This is a genomic window from Buttiauxella sp., assembly GCF_049686335.1.
Lineage (GTDB): Bacteria > Pseudomonadota > Gammaproteobacteria > Enterobacterales > Enterobacteriaceae > Buttiauxella.
Genome location: NZ_JBAVHX010000021.1, coordinates 1 through 17,241 on the forward strand (window position 1 = coordinate 1; position 17,241 = coordinate 17,241).

Annotated in this window: 17 protein-coding genes; 5 read left to right on the forward strand and 12 right to left on the reverse strand. The window is 50.5% G+C overall.

What is annotated here, in order from left to right; translation table 11 throughout:
• From WBL83_RS13855 to WBL83_RS13865, 3 genes are all read left to right on the forward strand, one after another.
• The coding region (locus tag WBL83_RS13855; protein ID WP_424589694.1) for an RHS repeat-associated core domain-containing protein at positions 1-949 on the forward strand (949 nt) is incomplete at its 5' end.
• Entirely contained in the window at positions 942-1,547 is a 606-nt protein-coding gene (locus WBL83_RS13860) for a hypothetical protein (protein WP_424589695.1), read from the forward strand. The genes WBL83_RS13855 and WBL83_RS13860, both read left to right, overlap by 8 nt.
• A gap of 201 nt (positions 1,548-1,748) precedes the next feature.
• A complete protein-coding gene (locus WBL83_RS13865) occupies positions 1,749-2,066 on the forward strand; it encodes a hypothetical protein (protein WP_424589696.1) in 318 nt (105 codons plus the stop codon).
• Between the two features lie 121 nt (positions 2,067-2,187).
• Here WBL83_RS13865 and sucD read toward each other — a convergent pair whose 3' ends face one another.
• From sucD to sdhC, 8 genes are all read right to left on the reverse strand, one after another.
• Entirely contained in the window at positions 2,188-3,060 is an 873-nt protein-coding gene (gene sucD / locus WBL83_RS13870; RefSeq protein WP_424589697.1) for a succinate--CoA ligase subunit alpha, read from the reverse strand.
• Positions 3,060-4,226, reverse strand: coding sequence for an ADP-forming succinate--CoA ligase subunit beta (sucC, locus tag WBL83_RS13875; RefSeq protein WP_424589698.1), 1,167 nt, complete (start codon positions 4,224-4,226; stop codon positions 3,060-3,062). The genes sucD and sucC overlap by 1 nt, the downstream gene beginning before the upstream one ends.
• A gap of 131 nt (positions 4,227-4,357) precedes the next feature.
• Positions 4,358-5,584 (reverse strand): 2-oxoglutarate dehydrogenase complex dihydrolipoyllysine-residue succinyltransferase, encoded by a 1,227-nt coding sequence (gene odhB / locus WBL83_RS13880; protein WP_424589699.1) that lies wholly within the window; start codon positions 5,582-5,584, stop codon positions 4,358-4,360.
• A gap of 14 nt (positions 5,585-5,598) precedes the next feature.
• Positions 5,599-8,406: a 2-oxoglutarate dehydrogenase E1 component gene (gene sucA / locus WBL83_RS13885; protein WP_424589700.1), complete on the reverse strand. Its 2,808-nt coding sequence runs from the start codon at positions 8,404-8,406 to the stop codon at positions 5,599-5,601.
• A 276-nt stretch (positions 8,407-8,682) separates the two neighbouring features.
• Positions 8,683-9,399, reverse strand: a complete 717-nt coding sequence (locus tag WBL83_RS13890; protein ID WP_064512632.1) for a succinate dehydrogenase iron-sulfur subunit — start codon at positions 9,397-9,399, stop codon at positions 8,683-8,685.
• 15 nt (positions 9,400-9,414) lie between these two features.
• The gene (gene sdhA / locus WBL83_RS13895; protein ID WP_424589701.1) at positions 9,415-11,181 is read right to left on the reverse strand and encodes a succinate dehydrogenase flavoprotein subunit; all 1,767 of its coding nucleotides are present in this window, start codon (positions 11,179-11,181) and stop codon (positions 9,415-9,417) included.
• On the reverse strand, positions 11,181-11,528 hold the full coding sequence (gene sdhD, locus WBL83_RS13900) for a succinate dehydrogenase membrane anchor subunit (RefSeq protein ID WP_424589702.1): 348 nt from the start codon (positions 11,526-11,528) through the stop codon (positions 11,181-11,183). Before sdhD ends, sdhA begins: the two co-directional genes overlap by 1 nt.
• Positions 11,522-11,926 (reverse strand): succinate dehydrogenase cytochrome b556 subunit, encoded by a 405-nt coding sequence (gene sdhC, locus WBL83_RS13905; protein WP_424589703.1) that lies wholly within the window; start codon positions 11,924-11,926, stop codon positions 11,522-11,524. The genes sdhD and sdhC overlap by 7 nt, the downstream gene beginning before the upstream one ends.
• A gap of 278 nt (positions 11,927-12,204) precedes the next feature.
• Here sdhC and WBL83_RS13910 point away from each other — a divergent pair, with 278 nt between their 5' ends.
• Positions 12,205-12,363: a hypothetical protein gene (locus WBL83_RS13910; RefSeq protein ID WP_424589704.1), complete on the forward strand. Its 159-nt coding sequence runs from the start codon at positions 12,205-12,207 to the stop codon at positions 12,361-12,363.
• A gap of 336 nt (positions 12,364-12,699) precedes the next feature.
• Positions 12,700-13,986 carry a citrate synthase gene (locus WBL83_RS13915; RefSeq protein WP_424589705.1) on the forward strand — a complete coding sequence of 429 codons (1,287 nt, stop codon included), beginning with the start codon at positions 12,700-12,702 and terminating at the stop codon, positions 13,984-13,986.
• Between the two features lie 122 nt (positions 13,987-14,108).
• On the opposite strand, the gene WBL83_RS13920 is transcribed toward WBL83_RS13915, so the two are convergent.
• The 4 genes from WBL83_RS13920 to pxpB all read right to left on the reverse strand — a co-directional run bounded on the left by WBL83_RS13920 (position 14,109) and on the right by pxpB (position 17,224).
• On the reverse strand, positions 14,109-14,741 hold the full coding sequence (locus tag WBL83_RS13920) for a hypothetical protein (RefSeq protein WP_424589706.1): 633 nt from the start codon (positions 14,739-14,741) through the stop codon (positions 14,109-14,111).
• A gap of 91 nt (positions 14,742-14,832) precedes the next feature.
• Complete coding sequence (nei, locus tag WBL83_RS13925) at positions 14,833-15,624, reverse strand: endonuclease VIII (protein ID WP_424589707.1); 792 nt, start codon at positions 15,622-15,624, stop codon at positions 14,833-14,835.
• A gap of 17 nt (positions 15,625-15,641) precedes the next feature.
• On the reverse strand, positions 15,642-16,574 hold the full coding sequence (pxpC, locus tag WBL83_RS13930) for a 5-oxoprolinase subunit PxpC (protein ID WP_424589708.1): 933 nt from the start codon (positions 16,572-16,574) through the stop codon (positions 15,642-15,644).
• Entirely contained in the window at positions 16,568-17,224 is a 657-nt protein-coding gene (gene pxpB / locus WBL83_RS13935) for a 5-oxoprolinase subunit PxpB (RefSeq protein ID WP_424589709.1), read from the reverse strand. The genes pxpC and pxpB overlap by 7 nt, the downstream gene beginning before the upstream one ends.
• Between the last annotated feature and the right edge of the window lie 17 nt (positions 17,225-17,241).

Sequence of the window (17,241 nt, forward strand, 5' to 3'; positions counted from 1 at the left end):
GGCCGAAAACCTCGCCCTGTGGCTGGAGCCGGAAGCGGAAAACGACCGCAAAATCCACCTCTACCACTGCGACCATCTGGGCACGCCGCTGGCACTGGTGGATCGCGAGGGGAATATCGACTGGCACATCACCCTCGACCCGTGGGGCAACGTCCTCAGCGAAAACAATCCGCAGCAACTGCATCAGCCACTGAGAATGCAGGGCCAGCAGATCGATGAAGAATCGGGGCTGCATTATAACCGGCACCGTTATTACGACCCGGCTCAGGGAAGGTATATCAGTCAGGATCCGATTGGGTTGGCGGGGGGATGGAATGGTTATAGCTATACATTCAACCCCATACAGCAAAGTGATCCCTTAGGTCTTAGTGATAACTGGGGAGATTTGTTTTCGCTGGGGACTATTGGTGGAGTTGACTATGGTGAGGCAGCCACGTCTGCTGGAGCCCGTTTATCATCTGACGAATCTGCCAGGGCATTAAGTAATATGGCATCCACCGAAGGAGCGTGGACCCCTGGTTCTGACTATGTAAAAGCATGGTCGATTGATACGCCAATTATTTCGCTTACAGCTCTATTTGGACCTGCAGCATCTTTTGCAAATATGATTCGAAGTAGCACTCTTTTTTGTTCTGCGAATATTTCATATCAATGGATTGAACACGGAGAGGTAAAGGCTTCTGATGCAGCCACAGCTGCATTGACCGGCGCTTTATATCCAGGCCGTTTACTTAGTACGAACACATTAATCGCTTCCGGAATTGCTTATTTAAATAGTGGGAGTAATAGCAGTGCTGTAGGGGCTGGAGTTGGAACAGTCGTAAGTGGTCTTTTGGGCAAAATACCGTTGTTATCAAATATTGTTGGTGACTACGTTACAGGGATAACGTCTGAAGGTACAAGTGATAATGTGGGAAGTATCATAAATAAGGATAATGGTAATGATTAAGATGTCTTTTTTTAAACGGCGCAAAAATGTTAATAAAAAAATGTCCATCCTCTCATACATAACGATTTGTAGCTTTCCCGTTTTCGTAGCTATTGTGACAACCATAGGAATGATCGATTATTATAATGTAAAAATATTCCATTACAATGATGGATATATATTAAAAATTTTTAAACTTATTTCCGTGAGCATTTTCTTTGCCATTGTTAATAGTATCTCCACGATTTATTTAGATAAAAGGAAAATAAATAAAAAAATTGAACAATTCAAAATGGAATACAACACAATTACAATGAGTTACGGTGAGAATTTTTACATTATAAACGGCATAAATGAGAAAGCAATTCCCGACATATTGAATGGTGTAAAAAAAAGACAAACCAATGAAGGGAAATTAATATCCTTAGATATTCAGTCTATAAGTGTCATAGTGAAAGGTATAAACATGAAGAAAATAGAGTACAGTGTTTATTGCATATCCTTATATCAATCAGGACGACGTGAAAATATCTCCTTTGATTTTTATACAGTAAATAACGGCGATCTAATGTTGAAGCATATAGATTACCCGGTTAATGTCAGACAGGCTGAAGTGTGAAGTTTAGTAGATGTGTGTGGCCGATGCAGTGCAGGCTAACACCTGCACAAAATAGAAATAAAAATCACAATTGAGGGTTCATTTGAGCCACAGCGAACACTGTGCAAATCATTTATCGGTACAGGTCAAAAATTTCTCCAGAAATTAAAGCACCCTACAATACAAGTTTATCCTCTCCATTAAATTGATTGAGGTAAACATGTGCAAAGAAATTATAATCATCAGAAACTTTTTGTCTTTTATTATATTTTACCTGGTTTTAATCGCAGCTTTTTCCTGGAATGCGATTCTGCAAAGGGAAAGGACAAGGATTCTACTCAGGCTTACGCGTGGTATGCTACAGCATATTCAAATGGCCTTATAGATGCAAAAAAACCACTCGATGATATTGCCCGAAAACTTAATGATAAAGAAATCGAACAGGCAAAAAAACTTGCCAGTGAATTTATCAAGAAATACCCAGCGCCTTCTGAAGAAAATCATACATATAAATCTAATACGGAATGCCAATATCCATAGTTAATAGGATATATATATTCAATATGAACAAAAAAGGCCGCTCATTGAGCGGCCAACCATGTCGAACATTATCCCCTTCGCATTAAAATCACATCTGCTTAGGGGATTTACTCTTATTTCTTTACTGAGGCAGAATAGATTTCAGTGCATCACCGATGTCAGCGAGGCTGCGAACGGTTTTCACGCCTGCAGCTTCCAGTGCTGCGAATTTCTCATCCGCAGTACCTTTGCCACCAGCGATGATGGCGCCCGCGTGGCCCATACGCTTGCCTTTCGGTGCAGTCACACCGGCGATGTAACCCACTACTGGCTTGGTCACATGCTCTTTGATGTAAGCTGCTGCTTCTTCTTCTGCGCTACCACCGATCTCACCGATCATCACGATAGCTTCAGTTTTCGGATCTTCCTGGAACATCTTCAGAATGTCGATGAAGTTAGAGCCTGGGATCGGGTCACCACCGATGCCCACACAGGTGGACTGGCCCAGACCGATGTCAGTAGTCTGTTTAACCGCTTCATACGTCAGCGTACCAGAGCGGGAAACAATGCCCACTTTGCCTGGCAGGTGAATGTGACCTGGCATGATGCCGATTTTGCACTCGCCTGGGGTGATCACACCTGGGCAGTTTGGCCCAATCATGCGCACGCCAGCTTCGTCCAGTTTCACTTTCACCGTCAGCATATCCAGCGTCGGGATGCCTTCGGTGATGGTGATGATCAGCTTAATGCCTGCATCGATAGCTTCCAGAATGGAGTCTTTGCAGAACGGTGCAGGAACGTAGATAACAGAAGCGGTTGCGCCTGTGGCTTCTACGGCTTCACGCACGGTGTTAAATACTGGCAGACCCAGATGCTCTGTACCGCCTTTACCTGGCGTAACACCGCCAACCATTTGCGTACCGTATGCAATCGCCTGCTCGGAGTGGAAAGTCCCCTGACTGCCGGTGAAACCCTGGCAAATCACCTTGGTGTTTTTATCGATCAAAATGGACATTATTTCCCCTCCACGGCAGCAACAACCTGCTGTGCTGCATCCGTCAGACTTTTTGCTGCAATAATATTCAGGCCGCTGTCAGCCAGTTTCTTCGCACCCAGTTCCGCGTTGTTACCTTCCAGGCGTACTACCACCGGAACGTTAACACCTACTTCTGCAACCGCACCGATGATGCCGTCTGCAATCAGGTCGCAACGTACGATACCGCCGAAGATGTTAACCAGTACGGCTTTCACTTTGTCGTCAGACAGAATGATTTTGAATGCTTCGGTCACGCGTTCTTTGGTTGCGCCGCCGCCAACATCCAGGAAGTTAGCAGGTTCGCCGCCGTGTAGTTTAACGATGTCCATGGTGCCCATTGCCAGGCCCGCACCGTTAACCATGCAACCGATGTTGCCATCAAGGGCAACGTAATTCAGTTCCCACTGTGCAGCCTGAGATTCACGTGCATCTTCCTGGCTTGGGTCACGCATTTCGCGCAGCTCTGGCTGGCGGAAGAGTGCGTTGCCATCGGCACCCAGTTTGCCATCAAGACAAACCAGATCGCCCTGCTTAGTGATAACCAGCGGGTTGATTTCGATAAGCGCAAGATCGCGCTCAAGGAAGATGTTCGCCAGCCCCATAAAGATCCTGGTGAACTGCTGAACTTGTTTACCTTCCAGACCCAGTTTGAACGCCAGTTCACGGCCTTGATAAGGCATTGGGCCTGCCAGCGGATCCAGTGCAACTTTGTGGATCAGATGCGGGGTTTCTTCCGCAACTTTTTCAATTTCAACGCCACCTTCGGTGGACGCCATGAACACTACGCGACGGGAGCTACGATCAACCACCGCGCCAAGATACAGTTCTTTATCGATGTCAGTCGCAGCTTCAACCAGAATCTGGTGAACCGGCTGGCCGTTTGCGTCTGTCTGGTAGGTCACCAGGCGTTTACCCAGCCAGTGTTCAGCAAAAGCACGGATATCTTCTTTGCTGTTTACCACTTTCACGCCGCCCGCTTTACCGCGGCCACCAGCGTGAACCTGACATTTTACCACCCACGGACCTGCGCCAATTTTAGAGGCTGCTTCTTCCGCTTCACGTGGCGTGTTACAGGCATAACCGACTGGAGCCGGTAGGCCATATCGAGCAAACAACTGTTTCGCCTGATACTCGTGTAAGTTCATGAGTTCTATCCATCCTTCATAAAAACATGTCGGTCAGTTATCGCAATCCGCGTCGGATGACGCGCAGCTTTCGACCTACAAGGCAGGTGATTATTATAGGCCCGGCAGTTTTAACCACCGAGCGTAGGGTACTAAACGTCCAGCAGCAGACGAGTCGGGTCTTCGAGCAATTCTTTGATTGCTACCAGATAACCCACTGATTCACGGCCATCTATCAGACGGTGGTCGTAAGACAGCGCCAGATACATCATTGGCAGGATCTCAACTTTACCGTCAACCGCCATCGGACGATCTTTGATGGCGTGCATGCCGAGGATCGCGCTCTGCGGCGGGTTGATGATTGGCGTAGACATCAGAGAACCAAACACACCACCGTTGGTGATGGTGAAGTTACCGCCAGTCAAATCTTCCACGGTCAGCTTGCCGTCACGGCCTTTCACAGCCAGTTCTTTAATACGTTTTTCTATGTCAGCCATGCCGAGGGTATCAACATCACGCAGTACTGGCGTAACCAGACCACGCGGAGTCGAAACCGCGATGCTCACGTCGAAGTAGTTGTGGTAAACCACGTCTTCGCCATCAATAGACGCGTTGACTTCAGGGTAGCGTTTCAGCGCTTCAACAACCGCTTTGATGTAGAAGGACATGAAGCCCAGACGCACACCATGACGTTTCTCGAAGGATTCACCGTACTGCTTACGCAGTTCCATGATTGGCTTCATGTTCACTTCGTTAAACGTAGTCAGCATGGCGGTGGAGTTTTTCGCTTCCAGCAGGCGCTCGGCAACACGCTTACGCAGACGTGTCATCGGAACGCGTTTTTCGCTGCGACCTGCCAGTGGAGCAACCGGTGCTTTGGTCTCTGTAGCGGCTTTAGCTTGAGCAGGTTGAGCCGCTTTCGCTTGAGTCAGATGTTTATCAACATCTTCACGGGTGATACGACCGCCGACACCGCTGCCTTTAATGGCATTAGCGTCCAGAGAATGTTCAGCTATCAGACGACGAATAGCCGGGCTGAGTGCGTCGTTGCTCTGCTCTTCCAAAGAAGCCTGCTGGCGCTGAGCCGGAGTAGACTCTTTGCTTTCTGCTTTCGCAGAAGTCTCTTTGCCGGAACTGTTGCCTTCACGCAAACGGCCCAGGATTTGACGAGAGGTAACGGTTGTCCCTTCATCTTCCAGTACAGCATCCAGAATACCATCTGCAGACGCCGGTACTTCCAGTACCACTTTGTCAGTTTCGATTTCCACCAGCACTTCGTCACGGGTAACGGTGTCACCCGGTTTTTTATGCCAGGTTGCAACAGTCGCATCGGCAACGGACTCAGGCAGGTCAGGAACTAGAATATCTACGCTACTCATTTTTTATCCTTTAATTAATCGACGTTCAGCGCGTCATTAACCAGATCTTGCTGCTGTTTCTGGTGAACGGACAAGTACCCTACCGCTGGTGAAGCGGAGGCTGGACGACCTGCATAACGCAGGGCTGATCCAAATGGAATCACTTCACGGAAATGGTGCTGGCTGCAGTACCATGCGCCCTGGTTAAGCGGCTCTTCCTGGCACCACACAAAATCATGTACGTGAGCAAACTGTTTCAATACTTCCTGCATCGCCTGGTGCGGGAATGGATACAACTGTTCGATGCGCACAATCGCCACATCTTTCTGATCGTTCTTACGACGCTGTTCCAGCAAATCGTAATAAACCTTACCAGAACACATTACCACGCGTTTCACGCCAGCTGGATCCAGCTCGTCAACTTCGCCAATCGCTGGCAGGAAGCTACCGTTAGCCAATTCGTCGAGAGTAGAAACCGCCAGCGGATGACGCAGCAGGGATTTCGGTGACATGACGACCAGCGGACGACGCATACCGCGCAGCGCCTGACGACGCAGCATGTGGTAAACCTGCGCTGGAGTAGAAGGCACGCAAACCTGCATGTTCTGCTCAGCACACAGCTGGAGGTAACGTTCCAGACGAGCGGATGAGTGCTCTGGACCCTGGCCTTCGTAGCCATGTGGCAGCAACATCACCAGGCCACACATACGGCCCCATTTTTGCTCGCCGGAGCTGATGAACTGGTCGATAACAACCTGAGCACCGTTGGCAAAGTCGCCGAACTGCGCTTCCCAGATAGTCAGCGTACGCGGTTCCGCAGTCGCATAACCGTATTCAAACGCCAGAACCGCTTCTTCAGACAGCACGGAGTCCCAAACTTTGAACTCGCCCTGGCTGTTGTGAACGTGTTGCAGCGGGGTGTAAGTCGAACCGTTGGTCTGGTTGTGAATCACCGCGTGACGGTGGAAGAAGGTCCCACGACCCACGTCTTCACCAGACAAACGTACAGAAACACCTTCATCAACCATAGTGGCGTACGCCAGGTTTTCTGCAGCACCCCAGTCGAATTTCTTCGCGCCGTTCGCCATTTCCATGCGGTCGCTGTAGATTTTCGCTACACGTGACTGCATTTCAACGGTTTCAGGTGCGCTGCTAATACGTTTAGCCAGCTCCTGCAGACGCTTCATCTCTACCTTGTTCGGATAGCTCTCATCCCACTCGTGGTTGAGGTATGGCGACCAGGTAAACGAATGCATGTTCATTGGGCGGTATTCTTTCACCACACACTCACCGGCATCCAGCGCATCACGGTAGAGGTTCACCATTTCGGTGGCATCTTCCAGCGTGGCAAGCTTTTGCTGCTCCAGACGGTCGGCGTAAATTTTACGCGGCGTCGGGTGTTTCTTAATTTTCTGGTACATCATCGGCTGAGTTGCACTTGGCTCATCAGCTTCGTTATGACCATGGCGACGGTAGCAAACCAGGTCAATAAACACGTCGCGCTTGAAGGTGTTACGGAAGTCCAGCGCCAGGCGAGTAACAAACGCTACAGCTTCAGGATCATCAGCATTCACGTGGAAAATTGGCGCCATCACCATCTTACCGATATCGGTACAGTACGGTGTAGAACGCGCATCCAGTGGGTTGGATGTGGTGAAACCAATCTGGTTGTTGATTACGATGCGAACGGTACCGCCCACTTCGTAACCACGCGCTTTGGACATGTTCAGGGTTTCCTGAACCACGCCCTGCCCTGCAACCGCTGCGTCACCGTGAATGGTGATTGGCAGAACCTGGTTGCTGCCTGGTTTATCCAGCCTGTCCAGACGCGCACGTACAGAACCGATAACCACCGGGCTTACGATTTCAAGGTGCGACGGGTTAAACGCCAGCGCCAGGTGTACCAGGCCGCCTTCGGTTTCAACATCAGATGAGAAGCCCATGTGGTACTTCACGTCACCGGTGCCCAGGTGTTCTTTATGTTTACCGGCAAACTCGTCGAACAGTTCCTGCGGTTTTTTACCCAGTACGTTGATGAGTACGTTCAGGCGGCCACGGTGCGCCATACCCAGAACCACTTCACGTGTGCCGCTCTTGCCCGCATGGCGGATCATCTCTTTGAGCATTGGCACCAGTGCGTCACCGCCTTCCAGTGAGAAGCGTTTCGCGCCCGGGAATTTCGCACCCAGGTAACGCTCAAGCCCTTCAGCTGCAGTCAGTTCGCTCAGGAAGCGTTTTTTCTCTTCAACCGTAAATGTTGAGTGACCTACCACCGATTCAATGCGCTGCTGGATCCAGCGTTTCTCTTCAGTGCTAGTGATGTGCATATATTCCGCACCGATCGAACCGCCGTAGGTCTGTTTGAGCGCATCAATCAGGTCAGCAAGCTTCATGGTTTCTTTGCCGCTGGCAAAAGAACCCACGTTGAAAGTTTCCTGAAGATCGGCATCCGTCAGATTGTGGAAAGCAGGATCCAAATCGGGAACCGAGTCCTGTTTCCACAGGCCAAGCGGATCAAGGTTTGCAGCTTGATGACCACGGAAACGCCAGGCGTTGATCAACTGCAGGACTTTGACTTGCTTAACGTCAGTGTCAGGGTCGGTAATTGCGGTGGAATAACGTGAGGCATCCTTCGCCAGACGACGGAAATAATCACGTGTTTTGGAATGGAATTGATCCGGTCTGGCCCCGGTTCCAGGTAATTGCTGGAACATTGAGCGCCAGTGCGCATCAACAGAGTCAGGATCGGTTAAGAAGTCTTCATAGAGCTGCTCTATCCAGGACTGGTTTGCACCTGCCAGGTAAGAGGAATCCAGCCAGGCTTTCATTTCGCCGTTCTGCATCGTGATCCCTTAAGCATTTTTATGCTTATTTCGCCGTGAATAACTATTACGTACAAAATACAGAAGCTGTACGCATTACCGGGGTTCACAACTACGAGCCTTTTTCCTTTCCAGGCGGCTCGAGAAGGAACCTTTAAAAACTGTCGCAACAGGGCAGTTTTTAAAGATTTCCTGCATTTTTATGACTCCCTCTCCCTCAGGGAGAGTGTCGGGGTGAGGGTTGTGTCCAGCATCGGTCGCCCTCACCCTAACCCTCTCCCCCAGGAGAGGGAACTATCAGGCACTCTTTTGCAGCAACATCGACTTAATATGGCCGATAGCTTTCGTCGGGTTTAGCCCCTTAGGACAAACACTGACGCAATTCATGATGCTATGGCAGCGGAATACACTGAAAGCATCACTGATACCGTCAAGACGACTGGCGGTTTCAGTATCACGGCTATCGATTAAGAAGCGATACGCCGCCAGTAGACCTGCCGGACCGATGAACTTATCCGGGTTCCACCAGAATGATGGGCAGGACGTCGAGCAGCAAGCACAAAGGATACATTCGTACAGCCCATCGAGTTTTTCACGTTGCTCAGGTGACTGTAAATGCTCACGAGCCGGTGGATTCTGCCCATTATTCAACAGGTAAGGCTTAATCTTCTCATATTGAGCATAGAATTGCCCCATGTCCACAACGAGATCTCGCACAACCGGCAAACCTGGGAGTGGGCGGATAACAATCTTCTGCTTTCCGTTACCCAGTGCGGAGATTGGCGTGATACAAGCCAGACCATTTTTACCGTTCATGTTCACGCCATCAGAGCCACAAACCCCTTCACGGCATGAGCGACGAAACGACAGCGTCGGATCTTTTTCTTTCAGTTGCATCAGCGCGTCAAGCAACATCATGTCGCGCCCTTCTTCCCCTTCCAGGGTGTACTCCTGCATACGCGGAGCATCGTCAACATCCGGGTTGTAGCGATAAATAGAGAATTCGAGTTTCATCACTTTGCTCCGCTATTAATAAGTACGCACTTTCGGCGGGAATGCCGGACGCAGTTTCGGCTGCATGTTCACCTCACGGCGAGTCATGCTTTCCGACTCAGGCAGATACAGGCTATGGCATAGCCAGTTTGCATCGTCACGGTCCGGATAGTCGAAGCGGCTATGCGCGCCACGGCTTTCGGTGCGGAAGTTCGCGGACACAGCGGTTGCATAAGCGGTTTCCATCAGGTTATCCAGCTCCAGGCACTCAACACGCTGGGTGTTGAATTCGCTTGAAGTGTCATCCAGACGGGCATTTTTCAGGCGTTCACGGATTTGTTTCAGCTGCTCAAGACCTTTTGCCATGGCATCACCTTCACGGAATACCGAGAAGTTATGCTGCATACATTCCTGAAGCGCTTTGCGGATTTGCACTGGATCTTCACCGTTACGGTTATTGTTCCAGCGGTTCAGACGTTCCAGAGCGGCATTGATGTCGTCTTCGCTGGCATCACGCAGTTCGCCTTGCTCAGCGATACACTCCAGCAGATGCAGACCCGCAGCGCGACCGAACACCACCAGGTCAAGCAGCGAGTTGCCGCCCAGACGGTTAGCACCGTGAACCGATACGCAGGCGATTTCGCCCACGGCAAACAGACCCGGAATAACGACGTCTTCGCCCTGCTCGTTTACGGTCAGCGCCTGGCCGGTTACTTTGGTCGGGATCCCGCCCATCATATAGTGGCAAGTAGGGATAACCGGAATCGGCTCTTTAACCGGGTCAACGTGTGCAAAGGTACGTGACAGCTCAAGGATACCCGGCAGGCGTGATTCCAGAACTTCTTTGCCCAGGTGGTCGAGTTTCAATTTAGCGTGTGGACCCCATGGGCCATCGCAACCACGACCTTCACGGATTTCAATCATGATGGAACGAGCCACAACGTCACGGCCCGCCAGATCTTTGGCGTTTGGCGCATAACGTTCCATGAAACGTTCGCCATGTTTGTTCAGCAGATAACCGCCTTCACCACGACAACCTTCTGTAACAAGAACGCCCGCACCGGCGATACCGGTTGGGTGGAATTGCCACATTTCCATGTCTTGCACCGGTACACCAGCACGCAGCGCCATGCCAACACCGTCGCCGGTATTAATGTGGGCGTTAGTGGTGGACTGATAAATACGGCCTGCACCGCCTGTAGCCAGTACGGTTGCTTTCGCTTTGAAGTAAACCACTTCACCGGTTTCGATGCACAGTGCGGTGGTACCCACCACGGCACCATCGGCGTTTTTCACCAGATCCAGCGCATACCACTCGGAGAAAATAGTGGTTTTGTTTTTCAGGTTCTGTTGATAAAGGGTGTGCAGCAATGCGTGACCGGTACGGTCGGCAGCCGCCGCAGTACGTGCCGCTTGTTCGCCACCGAAGTTCTTCGACTGGCCACCAAACGGACGCTGATAAATAGTGCCATCTTCAAGACGGGAGAACGGCAGACCCATATGTTCCAGTTCCAGAATCGCTTCCGGGCCGGTTTTACACATATATTCAATGGCGTCCTGGTCACCGATATAGTCGGAACCTTTTACCGTGTCATACATATGCCATTCCCAGTTGTCTTCGTGGGTATTACCCAGTGCAACGGTAATACCACCCTGCGCAGACACGGTGTGGGAACGGGTTGGGAAAACTTTAGACAGCAAGGCACAAGTCTGGCCTGACTGGGAAATCTGCAGCGCGGCGCGCATACCTGCGCCACCTGCACCGATGACGACTGCATCAAACTCTCTGACTGGTAAATTCATTACACACCCCACACCACAACGAATCCATAAATAACGTAAACCAGCAGTGCCACAACAATCAGCAGTTGCAGCCCAAGACGAATCGCCACTGGTTTAACGTAGTCGGTCAACACCTGCCACATGCCAATCCAGGCATGGATCAAAATTGAGAACAATGTCAGCAGGGTGAACACTTTGGTGAAGGCGGAGCCGAAGAAACCACTCCAGACCTCGTAGGTTAAATCGCCGGTAACAGCGAAGAACCCGATCATATAAATGATGTACAGGGTGATGACGATGGCGGAGGCACGAACCAGAATATAGTCATGCACACCATTGCGACCCAATGCGGAGGCATTGCTTACCATACGAGGACTCCTGCGAGAATTGAAAGCACGAAAGTCAAGACAAAGGAAATCATCGCGGATCGTTTGCCCGCTATCAGGGTTTCATCCAGCAAACCGGTGTCCATCATGATGTGGCGAATACCCACAACAACGTGATAAGCCAGCGCGGTGAGGATGCCCCACATAATGAATTTAACAAAGAAGCTGTCCATGATTGCTGACGCAACAAGGAAGCCTTCTGGAGAGGAGAGTGACTGACCCAATAACCAAAGTAGGATGCCAACAGCCACAAAGGTGATCACGCCGGATACACGATGGAGGATGGAAGCGATTGCAGTGACGGGGAACCTCATCGTAGTGAGATCGAGGTTTACAGGTCTTTGTTTTTTCGCATTTTTTATCATGAATAGCGCCCACATGCTGTTCTTATTGTTTCCTTCCTCCGGGTCTGCAGGCGGGGTCAGACAGCGTGAACTTTCTATAACTGTGCGTCATGCAAAAACAGCTACATCCAGATGCCAAAAAACTGGCTACAACGCTGGGTGGCGCCCGGTGGCAGGGTATTCCGGAGACCTGGCGGCAGTATAGGCGCTTCACAAATTCATTACAATTAACCTACATATAGTTTGAAGGGTTTTAGTCGGAACAGTGAGCACGATCACGATAACAACATTATTTTAAATTTTAATCATCTGATTTGACAAAAGTTAAACATTCTTGTTACAAACGGAGCCAGAAAAGCCGTATAATTCGCAAAAGTTATAGGGTCAGCCTTTCACCTGAGAATAAGTTATGTAACAGTGTGTCGGTATTGACCCAGTCGATTAGGACAGTTATTAGTGGTAAACAGGTTTGAATGATATGGACTGCTAACACCTTGATTTGCTGATTTATCGCCTGCGTGGCATGTGTTACCTGCAAGCGCCCATCGCTCTGTACCCTGGCTGTACACAATCAAAACAGAGCCACGAGCAAATAAAAAAACGGGTAAGCGTCACGGTTGGTTTGAATGTATTTCCTAAATAATTCGAGTGGCATCGAGGCGGCAACGCAGCAAATCCCCTGGAGCTTACATAAGTAAGTGACTGGGGTGAGCGAGGAAAGCCAACAAAGATGCAACTTGAAGTATGACGGGAATAGGCAAGTCGGGCACCGCGCAGTCTGATGAAATAAGGCGCTAAGGAGACCGTAAATGGCTGATAAAAAAGCAACTCTCACCTATAACGGTGATGATGCTCTGGAACTGGATGTGCTAAAAGGCACACTCGGTCAGGATGTAATTGATATCCGTAGTCTTGGTTCTAAAGGTGTGTTTACTTTTGACCCAGGTTTCACCTCTACCGCATCATGTGAATCGAAAATCACCTTTATCGACGGTGATGAAGGCATCTTGTTGCACCGTGGTTTCCCAATCGATCAACTGGCAACCCACTCCAGCTATCTTGAAGTCTGCTACATCCTGCTGAACGGCGAAAAACCGAATCAGGAACAATACGAAGAATTCAAAACCACCGTTACCCGTCACACTATGATCCACGAACAAATCACCCGTTTGTTCCACGGTTTCCGTCGTGATTCCCACCCGATGGCGGTAATGTGCGGCGTGACCGGTGCGCTGGCGGCGTTTTATCATGACTCCATGGACGTGAATAACCCACGCCATCGTGAAATTGCAGCGTTCCGCCTGCTGTCCAAAATGCCAACGATGGCAGCCATGTGTTACAAATATTCCATTGGCCAGCCGTTCGTTTACCCACGCAACGACCTGTCCTACTCCGGTAACTTCCTGAATATGATGTTCTCCACTCCGTGTGAGAAATACGAAGTTAACCCGATTCTCGAACGCGCTATGGACCGAATTCTGATCCTGCACGCTGACCACGAGCAAAACGCTTCCACCTCTACCGTTCGTACCGCAGGCTCTTCTGGCGCTAACCCGTTCGCCTGTATCGCTGCCGGTATCGCATCCCTGTGGGGACCTGCGCACGGTGGTGCTAACGAAGCGGCGCTGAAAATGCTCGAAGAGATCAGCAGCGTTGAACACATTCCAGAATTCATCCGTCGTGCGAAAGATAAGAATGACTCTTTCCGCCTGATGGGCTTTGGTCACCGCGTCTACAAAAACTACGACCCGCGTGCCACTGTAATGCGTGAAACCTGCCATGAAGTTCTGAAAGAGCTGAATCTGAAAGATAACAGCCTGCTGGAAGTGGCGATGGAACTTGAGCATATCGCGCTTAACGACCCGTACTTCATCGAGAAGAAACTCTACCCGAACGTGGACTTCTACTCAGGCATCATCCTGAAAGCCATGGGGATTCCATCTTCCATGTTTACCGTTATCTTCGCGATGGCGCGTACTGTTGGCTGGATTGCTCACTGGAACGAAATGCACGACGACGGCATTAAAATTGCCCGTCCACGTCAGTTGTACACTGGCTACGCACAGCGTGATTTCAAATCTGATTTGAAGAAATAAGTTCGTTTCTGAAAAGTAAAAACGCGCCAAATGGCGCGTTTTTTTATATTGCGAGTAACGGTTTCGTAAGGTGCATAAGCGCAAACGTCATCCGCCAGTTTTTTAGTTTCTACTCGCCAGTGTTACGCCTGCGGGGTATCCGTCAGAGTTGTGATGCTCACGCCCTGCGGGGTTGATGTTTGCGCCTCAGTCGGCGATTGAATGGTTGGCGTCAACTCGGTAACTTTCGGCGGTTCCTGGGGTTCCTGCGTTGCTACTGGCGCGACAGGTGCATCAGTCTGCGTCTGTTCGGTGGCGGCAGGCTCTTCAATTTGTTTCGGTATCATCGGAACGGGTTCCGCCGGAATCGATTCTGACTTCGGTTTCGGAACTGGCGTTGATGCACGGACGATAAATGTTGGTTTGCCCTTCGTCACAGAATAGGTCACATGGCTGACAACATCACTTGATGTCGACACTTCGACAGGCGCTATGGTCACGCGACCAATCAGCGTCCGGGCATAGCCGCCGACTTTATGTTTGCCCTCTGGCAGTTGAACTTCGAGACTCTCACTCTTCCCCAGCGCACCGGCATCCTTGCTATCAATAGTCACGTAAATTGCGGTGCCATCATCGGTTTTAGTCGGGATATGCGTCACGGTCACCCGCGAGGAGCCGAAATCGAAAGCCGGAGTCTGGTCGGCGGTTTTCGATTTTGCGCATCCCGTGAGGGCTAAAACGGCTGCTATGGCAGTCAGGGCGAAACGATAACTCATAGTACAACGTCTTCCTTTAAGATATTTTTGTGATCTGCGTCCCAATATACCCGATCTCTGTCAGATGAGATAAACGCAATCCTCAGGATTGTTAATGCTGACAACCCGGGCACCAATAAAATGGCCTGGATGACAGCATTGTTTTCTCTATTTTGCCACCGCAGCGTTCGCACTTCTGCCCTGCCCGATGAAACACCTTAAAGCTAAAAATCGCCCCATGATGTTTATTTTCATCGACATTTCCACGGGTATTGTAGGAATGTCGAGGAATATCCAGCAGGGCATGCGACAGTTTATCGAGTTGTACGGGGGTTAAATCCTGTGCTTTATGTTGCGCCAGCAAACCTACTGCCCACAGAATTTCAACGCGCAGATAGTTTCCTAATCCTGCCAGAAACGCCTGATCCAACAACAGACCGCTGAATTGTCGCTTGCGAAATCTTGCAGATAATAATCGTTCTTTAACCTGTTCGGCACTCAGAGTGAGATCTAATACATCCGGGCCAACACGGAGCAAAAATGGATGACTCGCCACCCCCTCCGCATCGAGCATTTCAATATCCGAGGCGCTGTAGAGCAAAATGGCTTTATCGGCGGTCTGCAAGTTTACGCGTAAAACACGATTAGTTTCCGGTATTTCCCCGGCATTAACCACGCGCCACACGCCGTAAAGCTGGTTGTGGCTGTAGAGAGTCAAACCGTCAGAGAAATGCGTCAGTAACGCTTTACCGCGCGTTTCGATACACTCAACTTTTTGGCCTACAAGTGCCTTTTCAAACGCTTTTAAAGCAGGAAAGGCAAACCAGGCCGCAGTGATAGGCTTACCTAAAACCGCGGCTTCGAGTTTGTCAGCCGCTCGTCGTATTTCCGGGCCTTCTGGCATCAGATTATCCCTGAGAATCAGTCTTCGTTATTCAGCCGCCAGGCCAGTTGTTCGAGGTAAATATGCTGCTCGCGACGCGCTTTCAGTGCTTCCTCCAGCGTGGTGTGTACGAAGTGGATCGGTTCACCCAAACGCAATTGCGCCAGATTAAACATGTCCGCTTCGATAACGCACGCAATGCGCGGATAGCCGCCCGTTGTCTGAGCATCATTCATCAACACGATAGGCTGACCGTTGTGCGGTACTTGCACCACACCCGGCAGCAATCCGTGTGACAGTAATTCGCGGTCTGTGGTGCGCTCCAGCCGCTGCCCCTGTAAACGATAACCCATCCGGTTACTCTGCGGGCTAAGCTGCCACGGCAAACGCCAGAACGCGTCCTGAGAGGTTTGAGTGAACTCGTGATACTCCGGCCCCTCGAGCGCACGAATGCGGTTTCCCCACAACAGCTGTTTCACGCCACGCGCTTCACGGAAATGTCGTGTTGCAGGCAGTTGCGCGATTTCATCGCCATCTTTAAGTAGCCGCCCTTCGATGCCACCGATTTGGGCTTTTATATCGGTACTGTACGAGCCCAGCACTTCGGGAACATCAAATCCACCTGCAACGGCAAGATAACTACGCATACCACGCTCGGGGTTTTTGAGCTTCAGTTGCTGGCCCGCTTTCACCGGCAAACGCCAGCCCGTCCACACCGCACGACCATCCAGGTCCGCATGACAGCCCGCTCCTGTCAGCGCAAACCATCCGTCTTGCGTGAACTCGACGACACAATTTCCCAGAGTAATTTCTAACGCAGCACTGTCAGGTTCATTGCCCACCAGCAAATTCGCCGTTTGCAGTGCTGGAGTATCAAGCGCACCGCACAGGCTCACGCCTAACTGCCGATAACCATAACGTCCCGTACCCTGTACCGACATATGCATTCCTGCACGAATTATTTTCAGCACACGCCCTCCTTTTGAGGCACGAAGCGGACGGTATCACCCGGGGTTAATAATGTTGGATTTTCTTTTGCCGGATTGAATAACTGCACCGAAGTCTGGCCGATAATTTGCCAACCTCCCGGTGTCGCTAGCGGATAAATCCCCGTCTGGCTGCCACCGATCCCCACCGAACCGGCTGGCACCATCAAACGTGGTTCAGCGCGGCGTGGTGTCTCAAGCGTCTTTGCCAGACCGCCAAGATAGGCGAAACCTGGCTGGAAACCGAGGAAGTAGACGATGTACTCAACTGATGAGTGTTGCTCTACTACCTGAGCTGGCGATAACCCGCAACGTTTAGCGACCTCCTCGAGATCTGGGCCGAAACTGCCACCATAAATCACCGGAATTTCAATGCGGCGGGATTCTGGCACAATCGCCTCGCTCTCCTCCCACCAGCGTTGAATACGTTCAATGCCATCCAGCGCCACACTTTTCGGGTCACGCAGAACCACAGTGATGTTATTCATCCCCGGGATCACGTCTGTAACCCCTGGCGCTTCCATCAGTCGTTGAGTTAATCCCCAGATGCGTTGCTGGCTTTCCAGCGATATAGGGGGTTCCAACTCAAGAACCACTGCACTTTCGCCTAACAGATAACACCGTGCTCTTTGCACTTTTGCTCCTTGGTTTT

Excerpts from the sequence above, each read along its gene's own strand:
- WBL83_RS13860 (WP_424589695.1), top strand. The coding sequence starts at position 942 with ATGATTAAGATGTCTTTTTTTAAACGGCGCAAAAATGTTAATAAAAAA.
- sucD (WP_424589697.1), bottom strand. The coding sequence starts at position 3,060 with ATGTCCATTTTGATCGATAAAAACACCAAGGTGATTTGCCAGGGTTTC.
- sucC (WP_424589698.1), bottom strand. The coding sequence starts at position 4,226 with ATGAACTTACACGAGTATCAGGCGAAACAGTTGTTTGCTCGATATGGC.
- odhB (WP_424589699.1), bottom strand. The coding sequence starts at position 5,584 with ATGAGTAGCGTAGATATTCTAGTTCCTGACCTGCCTGAGTCCGTTGCC.
- sucA (WP_424589700.1), bottom strand. The coding sequence starts at position 8,406 with ATGCAGAACGGCGAAATGAAAGCCTGGCTGGATTCCTCTTACCTGGCA.
- WBL83_RS13890 (WP_064512632.1), bottom strand. The coding sequence starts at position 9,399 with ATGAAACTCGAATTCTCTATTTATCGCTACAACCCGGATGTTGACGAT.
- sdhA (WP_424589701.1), bottom strand. The coding sequence starts at position 11,181 with ATGAATTTACCAGTCAGAGAGTTTGATGCAGTCGTCATCGGTGCAGGT.
- sdhD (WP_424589702.1), bottom strand. The coding sequence starts at position 11,528 with ATGGTAAGCAATGCCTCCGCATTGGGTCGCAATGGTGTGCATGACTAT.
- sdhC (WP_424589703.1), bottom strand. The coding sequence starts at position 11,926 with ATGTGGGCGCTATTCATGATAAAAAATGCGAAAAAACAAAGACCTGTA.
- WBL83_RS13915 (WP_424589705.1), top strand. The coding sequence starts at position 12,700 with ATGGCTGATAAAAAAGCAACTCTCACCTATAACGGTGATGATGCTCTG.
- WBL83_RS13920 (WP_424589706.1), bottom strand. The coding sequence starts at position 14,741 with ATGAGTTATCGTTTCGCCCTGACTGCCATAGCAGCCGTTTTAGCCCTC.
- nei (WP_424589707.1), bottom strand. The coding sequence starts at position 15,624 with ATGCCAGAAGGCCCGGAAATACGACGAGCGGCTGACAAACTCGAAGCC.